This window comes from Muricoccus harenae (assembly GCF_009848505.1).
GTDB classification, from domain to species: domain Bacteria; phylum Pseudomonadota; class Alphaproteobacteria; order Acetobacterales; family Acetobacteraceae; genus Roseomonas; species Roseomonas harenae.
On record NZ_WWDL01000122.1, the window covers coordinates 1 to 532 of the forward strand.

Below are 532 nucleotides of genomic sequence, written 5' to 3' on the forward strand. Positions count from 1 at the left end.
GTTCGGTGTGATACCGGGAACGCCATGTAGGCGAGCACGTCATGCTCGCTGTCATCCATGAGCTTGCCGAGCTTGGGCCAGCGCTCGCGGAGTTGGTCGGCAACATGACGCCAGGTCTGCCGCGCGGCTTCCTGATCGGGTTGGAGGAAGGCCTGACGCAGCGCGGCCGAGGCCATGGACTGCTGGGCCTTGCCCACATGCGCCAACGCGTTCCTCATCCAGTGAACCCTGCACCGTTGCCAGGGCGCGCCAAGGACGCGGGCGATCGCCGCCTTCAGCCCCTCATGGGCATCGGAGACGACGAGCTTCACGCCCTTCAGGCCGCGCTTGACCAGGCTCTTGAGGAAAGTCGCCCAGAAGGTCTCGGCTTCTGACGGGCCGATATGCAGGCCGACGATCTCGCGACGCCCCTCAGCATCACAGGCCACGGCGATTATCGCCGCCACCGAGACGATGCGACCGCCCTCGCGCTGCCGCAGATAGGTGGCATCGAGCCAGAGATAGGGCCAGTCCCCCGACAGCGGGCGGTCGA

General features: G+C 66.5%; 1 protein-coding gene. It reads right to left on the reverse strand.

The genetic code is table 11. The annotated features are described in order from the left end of the window. A partial coding sequence (locus GSE44_RS25210; protein WP_201306253.1) for an IS256 family transposase occupies positions 1-532 on the reverse strand: 532 nt, incomplete at both ends.